Genomic DNA, 5,473 nt, shown 5'->3' with positions numbered 1-5,473 from the left:
ACGGTGTGCGTCTGATTTTTGAGAACTCAACAGTGTGTCATAGTCGACGAATTAGTTTGTTATGCCCCGTCTTCTGTGTCTGTCAGGCTTTCGGGTCTGTGGTCATGGTTGATGGATTTCTTTGGTATTGATAATTCTGACAATTTTATGTCGGGGTTCATCTTTGCCGGGTGGCATCTCTTTTTCCGCATTGGCCTTTTGGTTGGTGTGGTGTTGTTTTTCAACGGAGAGTTTGATCCTGGCTCAGGACGAACGCTGGCGGCGTGCTTAACACATGCAAGTCGAGCGGTAAGGCCCTTTCGGGGGTACACGAGCGGCGAACGGGTGAGTAACACGTGAGTAATCTGCCCTTCACTTGGGGATAAGCACCGGAAACGGTGTCTAATACCCGATACGACCAACCCCTGCATGGGGTGTTGGTGGAAAGTTTTTTCGGTGGGGGATGTGCTCGCGGCCTATCAGCTTGTTGGTGGGGTAATGGCCTACCAAGGCTTCGACGGGTAGCCGGCCTGAGAGGGTGACCGGCCACACTGGGACTGAGACACGGCCCAGACTCCTACGGGAGGCAGCAGTGGGGAATATTGGACAATGGGCGGAAGCCTGATCCAGCAACGCCGCGTGAGGGATGACGGCCTTCGGGTTGTAAACCTCTTTCAGCGGGGACGAAGCGCCGATGATGGTGGTGACGGTACCCGCAGAAGAAGCACCGGCCAACTACGTGCCAGCAGCCGCGGTAATACGTAGGGTGCGAGCGTTGTCCGGAATTATTGGGCGTAAAGGGCTCGTAGGCGGTTTGTCGCGTCGGGAGTGAAAACACCGGGCTTAACTCGGTGCTTGCTTTCGATACGGGCAGACTAGAGGTATGCAGGGGAGAACGGAATTCCTGGTGTAGCGGTGAAATGCGCAGATATCAGGAGGAACACCGGTGGCGAAGGCGGTTCTCTGGGCATTACCTGACGCTGAGGAGCGAAAGTGTGGGGAGCGAACAGGATTAGATACCCTGGTAGTCCACACCGTAAACGTTGGGCGCTAGGTGTGGGGCCTATTCCATGGGTTCCGTGCCGCAGCTAACGCATTAAGCGCCCCGCCTGGGGAGTACGGCCGCAAGGCTAAAACTCAAAGGAATTGACGGGGGCCCGCACAAGCGGCGGAGCATGCGGATTAATTCGATGCAACGCGAAGAACCTTACCTGGGTTTGACATATGCCGGAAAGCCCCAGAGATGGGGCCCCTTTTAGTCGGTATACAGGTGGTGCATGGCTGTCGTCAGCTCGTGTCGTGAGATGTTGGGTTAAGTCCCGCAACGAGCGCAACCCTCGTCCTATGTTGCCAGCATGCCTTCGGGTGATGGGGACTCATAGGAGACTGCCGGGGTCAACTCGGAGGAAGGTGGGGATGACGTCAAGTCATCATGCCCCTTATGTCCAGGGCTTCACGCATGCTACAATGGCCGGTACAAAGGGCTGCGATGCTGTAAGGCGGAGCGAATCCCAAAAAGCCGGTCTCAGTTCGGATTGGGGTCTGCAACTCGACCCCATGAAGTCGGAGTCGCTAGTAATCGCAGATCAGCAACGCTGCGGTGAATACGTTCCCGGGCCTTGTACACACCGCCCGTCACGTCACGAAAGTCGGCAACACCCGAAGCCGGTGGCCTAACCCTTGTGGAGGGAGCCGTCGAAGGTGGGGCTGGCGATTGGGACGAAGTCGTAACAAGGTAGCCGTACCGGAAGGTGCGGCTGGATCACCTCCTTTCTAAGGAGCACACACCCCGCACGTCTGACATCCGTTCAGGCGGCACTGGTGGTGTTCACTAGTGGAATCGTCGATGATGTGGCCCCGACCGGGGTCTGTTTCTCCTCAGTACTATCCATGTTCCTTCGGGGGTGTGGGTGTGGAACCTGGAGCAGCGGAGCACGGGGAGGGTCTTGGCACACTGTTGAGCTTTGAGAAATCAGGCCGACCAGTTACGGCTGGTTGCTGGTGACTTCTCTGGGCCCCCTTTGGGAGCTTGTCCATGTGATGTGGGTGGGTTCTGGTTGGTGGGCTGGTTGTTTGTGAACTGGATAGTGGACGCGAGCATCTTCGCGATGGCCCTTCACCATGGGGTCGTCGCGATTATCAACCCAGATGCAGCGGCAGACCCTGGTGCCGGAGACGGTGGTGGGGTGTGGTGGTGTGTTCTGGGTTGGTCTTTGTAGTTGATGACGCCTGCTCGTCGTGGTTGGCCGGCATTGGTCGGTGACCGTGGTGGGTGGGTTGTTGTTGTTTTTGTTGAGTGTTTGTGAGACAAGCTATGAAGGGCACATGGTGGATGCCTTGGCATCAAGAGCCGATGAAGGACGTAGGAGCCTGCGATAAGCCCTGGGGAGTTGGCAACCGAGCTGTGATCCGGGGGTGTCCGAATGGGGAAACCCAGCACGAGTCATGTCGTGTTACCTGCGCCTGAATATATAGGGCGTGTGGAGGGAACGTGGGGAAGTGAAACATCTCAGTACCCACAGGAAGAGAAAACAATAGTGATTCCGAGAGTAGTGGCGAGCGAAATCGGATCAGGCTAAACCCGTTGCGTGTGATACCCGGCAGGGGTTGCGTAGCGGGGGTTGTGGGACCACTTGGACCGGTCTGCCGGCTGGTCAAGCAGTAAGAAACCTGGAGTGAAGTTGAAGTCCATTGGAAAGTGGCGCCGTAGAGGGTGATAGCCCCGTAAGTGTAAGTTCCAGGCTGCTGAGTGGTATCCCAAGTAACACGGAACCCCTGAAATTCCGTGTGAATCTGGCGGGACCACCCGTTAAGCCTAAATACTCCTTGATGACCGATAGCGGACAAGTACCGTGAGGGAAAGGTGAAAAGTACCCCTGGCGGGGAGTGAAATAGTACCTGAAACCATGTGCCTACAATCCGTCGGAGCGATCTCCTTGTGGGGTTGTGACGGCGTGCCTTTTGAAGAATGAGCCTGCGAGTTTGCGTTGTGTTGCGAGGTTAACCCGTGTGGGGAAGCCGTAGCGAAAGCGAGTCCGAATAGGGCGTCTGAGTAGCACGATCAAGACCCGAAGCGAAGTGATCTATCCATGGGCAGGTTGAAGCGCGGGTAAGACCGCGTGGAGGACCGAACCCACTTAGGTTGAAAACTGAGGGGATGACCTGTGGATAGGGGTGAAAGGCCAATCAAACTTCGTGATAGCTGGTTCTCCCCGAAATGCATTTAGGTGCAGCGTCGCGTGTTTCTTGCCGGAGGTAGAGCACTGGATAGCTAATGGGCCCTACAAGGTTACTGACGTTAGCCAAACTCCGAATGCCGGTAAGTGAGAGCGCGGCAGTGAGACAGTGGGGGATAAGCTCCATTGTCGAGAGGGAAACAGCCCAGACCATCAGCTAAGGCCCCTAAGCGGTGACTAAGTGGAAAAGGATGTGGAGTCGCAGTGACAACCAGGAGGTTGGCTTGGAAGCAGCCACCCTTGAAAGAGTGCGTAATAGCTCACTGGTCAAGTGATTCCGCGCCGACAATGTAGCGGGGCTCAAGTCATCCGCCGAAGCTATGGCATTCATACGTTAGCTAAGCCGCCCTCGAGGTTGGTTCAGGTGTGTGGATGGGTAGGGGAGCGTCGTGTCGCGAGTGAAGCGCCGGAGTGATCCAGGTGTGGACGCGACACGAGTGAGAATGCAGGCATGAGTAGCGAATCAAGTGTGAGAAACACTTGCGCCGAATGATCAAGGGTTCCAGGGTCAAGCTAATCTGCCCTGGGTAAGTCGGGACCTAAGGCGAGGCCGACAGGCGTAGTCGATGGACAACGGGTTGATATTCCCGTACCGGCAAAGTAGCGCCCATGACGAACCCGGTGATGCTAACCACCCGAAACCTGTGTGACCGATCCCTTCGGGGTGAGGCGCGCAGGCGGAGCGTGGGACCCGATCTGGTAGTAGTCAAGCGATGGGGTGACGCAGGAAGGTAGCCGATCCGTGGCGATGGTTGTCCACGGGTAAGGATGTAGGGGGTGGCCCAGGTAAATCCGGTCCGCTGTCTTGGATGACGACCTTGAGATCCGATGCCGATCCCGTAGGGGAGTAGTCGGTGATCCTATGCTGTCGAGAAAAACCTCTAGCGAGCTACGCGCCGCCCGTACCCCAAACCGACTCAGGTGATCAGGTAGAGAATACCAAGGCGATCGAGCGAACCATGGTTAAGGAACTCGGCAAAATGCCCCCGTAACTTCGGGAGAAGGGGGGCCGGATCCGTTACGACACTTGCTGTCGGACGCGGTGATGGCCGCAGAGACCAGGCCCAAGCGACTGTTTACTAAAAACACAGGTCCGTGCGAAGTTGTAAGACGATGTATACGGACTGACTCCTGCCCGGTGCTGGAAGGTTAAGGGGACCGGTAAGAGGACTTGTTCCTCGAAGCTGAGAACTTAAGCCCCAGTAAACGGCGGTGGTAACTATAACCATCCTAAGGTAGCGAAATTCCTTGTCGGGTAAGTTCCGACCTGCACGAATGGAGTAACGACTTGGGCGCTGTCTCAACCGTGGACTCGGCGAAATTGCACTACGAGTAAAGATGCTCGTTACGCGCGGCAGGACGGAAAGACCCCGGGACCTTTACTATAGTTTGGTATTGGTGTTTGGTTCGGCTTGTGTAGGATAGGTGGGAGACTGTGAAGCAGCCACGCCAGTGGTTGTGGAGTCAACGTTGAAATACCACTCTGGTCGTACTAGATGTCTAACCTAGGTCCATTATCTGGATCAGGGACAGTGCCTGATGGGTAGTTTAACTGGGGCGGTTGCCTCCTAAAATGTAACGGAGGCGCTCAAAGGTTCCCTCAGCCTGGTTGGCAATCAGGTGTTGAGTGTAAGTGCACAAGGGAGCTTGACTGTGAGACAGACATGTCGAGCAGGGACGAAAGTCGGAACTAGTGATCCGGCGTCGGCATGTGGAAGCGACGTCGCTCAACGGATAAAAGGTACCCCGGGGATAACAGGCTGATCTTCCCCAAGAGTCCATATCGACGGGATGGTTTGGCACCTCGATGTCGGCTCGTCGCATCCTGGGGCTGGAGTAGGTCCCAAGGGTTGGGCTGTTCGCCCATTAAAGCGGCACGCGAGCTGGGTTTAGAACGTCGTGAGACAGTTCGGTCCCTATCCGCCGCGCGCGCAGGAAACTTGAGAAAGGCTGTCCCTAGTACGAGAGGACCGGGATGGACGAACCTCTGGTGTGCCAGTTGTCCCGCCAGGGGCACGGCTGGTTAGCTACGTTCGGAAGTGATAACCGCTGAATGCATCTAAGCGGGAAGCACGTTTCAAGATGAGGTTTCCCACCCCTTGTGGGGTAAGGCCCCCAGCAGAACACTGGGTTGATAGGCCGGAGGTGTACAGCAGCAATGCCCAGCCGACCGGTACTAATAGGCCGAGGGCTTGTCTTACAAACCCTCAACAATCACAACAACCCTGCACAGCGATGTTCGCGTCCACGAATCCAGA

The 5,473-nt window shown here is 56.2% G+C and carries 2 rRNA genes; both read left to right on the top strand.

The annotated features are described in order from the left end of the window. Positions 1-220 precede the first annotated feature (220 nt). Positions 221-1,752: ribosomal RNA gene (locus tag PD653B2_RS22315) — 16S ribosomal RNA — on the top strand. Positions 1,753-2,284: 532 nt separating this feature from the next. Continuing rightward, positions 2,285-5,415, top strand: a 23S ribosomal RNA gene (locus PD653B2_RS22310). The 16S and 23S rRNA genes sit together here, the layout of an rRNA operon. Positions 5,416-5,473 lie beyond the last annotated feature (58 nt).

The sequence above is a fragment of the Nocardioides sp. PD653-B2 genome, from assembly GCF_002117935.1.
Classification (GTDB): Bacteria; Actinomycetota; Actinomycetes; order Propionibacteriales; family Nocardioidaceae; genus Nocardioides.
Note: the sequence above shows the minus strand (reverse complement) of the source record. Positions and strands in the feature narration are given on the sequence as shown.